The organism is Pseudomonas sp. 22085, from assembly GCF_052045815.1.
GTDB classification, from domain to species: Bacteria; Pseudomonadota; Gammaproteobacteria; order Pseudomonadales; family Pseudomonadaceae; genus Aquipseudomonas; species Aquipseudomonas glycinae.
Genome location: NZ_JBQEQA010000054.1, coordinates 1 through 555, shown reverse-complemented (window position 1 = coordinate 555; position 555 = coordinate 1). Strand labels below are relative to the sequence as shown.

Annotated in this window: 2 tRNA genes and 1 rRNA gene; all 3 read right to left on the bottom strand. The window is 46.1% G+C overall.

Going from position 1 to position 555, the window contains the following annotated elements:
* Positions 1 to 185 precede the first annotated feature (185 nt).
* Positions 186 to 261, bottom strand: a tRNA-Ala gene (locus ACTJK7_RS29095).
* A gap of 10 nt (positions 262 to 271) precedes the next feature.
* Positions 272 to 348, bottom strand: a tRNA-Ile gene (locus tag ACTJK7_RS29090).
* A gap of 123 nt (positions 349 to 471) precedes the next feature.
* Positions 472 to 555: ribosomal RNA gene (locus ACTJK7_RS29085) — 16S ribosomal RNA — on the bottom strand; the annotation flags it as partial.

Genomic DNA, 555 nt, shown 5'->3' with positions numbered 1-555 from the left:
GAATTTCTCAACTAAGAGAACTCACAAATTTTACCTTAGCCTGATCCGTTACCAGTGAAAGTAACGTTCAGTCTATCTTTCTATCACATACCCAAATTTTTAAAGAACGATCTAATCAAAAGACTAGAAATCAATATTCAGTTCGAATATTCATTTCTAAACTCTCAAACTTTCGAAGCAGTTTATGGTGGAGCCAAGCGGGATCGAACCGCTGACCTCCTGCGTGCAAGGCAGGCGCTCTCCCAGCTGAGCTATGGCCCCATAACAAAATTGGTGGGTCTGGGCAGATTCGAACTGCCGACCTCACCCTTATCAGGGGTGCGCTCTAACCAACTGAGCTACAGACCCAATTTCGAGCTTGTAACTGCTAGCTGTGAGCTATCAGCTTGGAGCTTAAAGCTGCTTCTATCGTCTTCTTCAATGAATCAAGCAATTCGTGTGGGAACTTATGGAGCAGCTGATGTCGTCGATTAAGGAGGTGATCCAGCCGCAGGTTCCCCTACGGCTACCTTGTTACGACTTCACCCCAGTCATGAATCACACCGTGGTAACCGT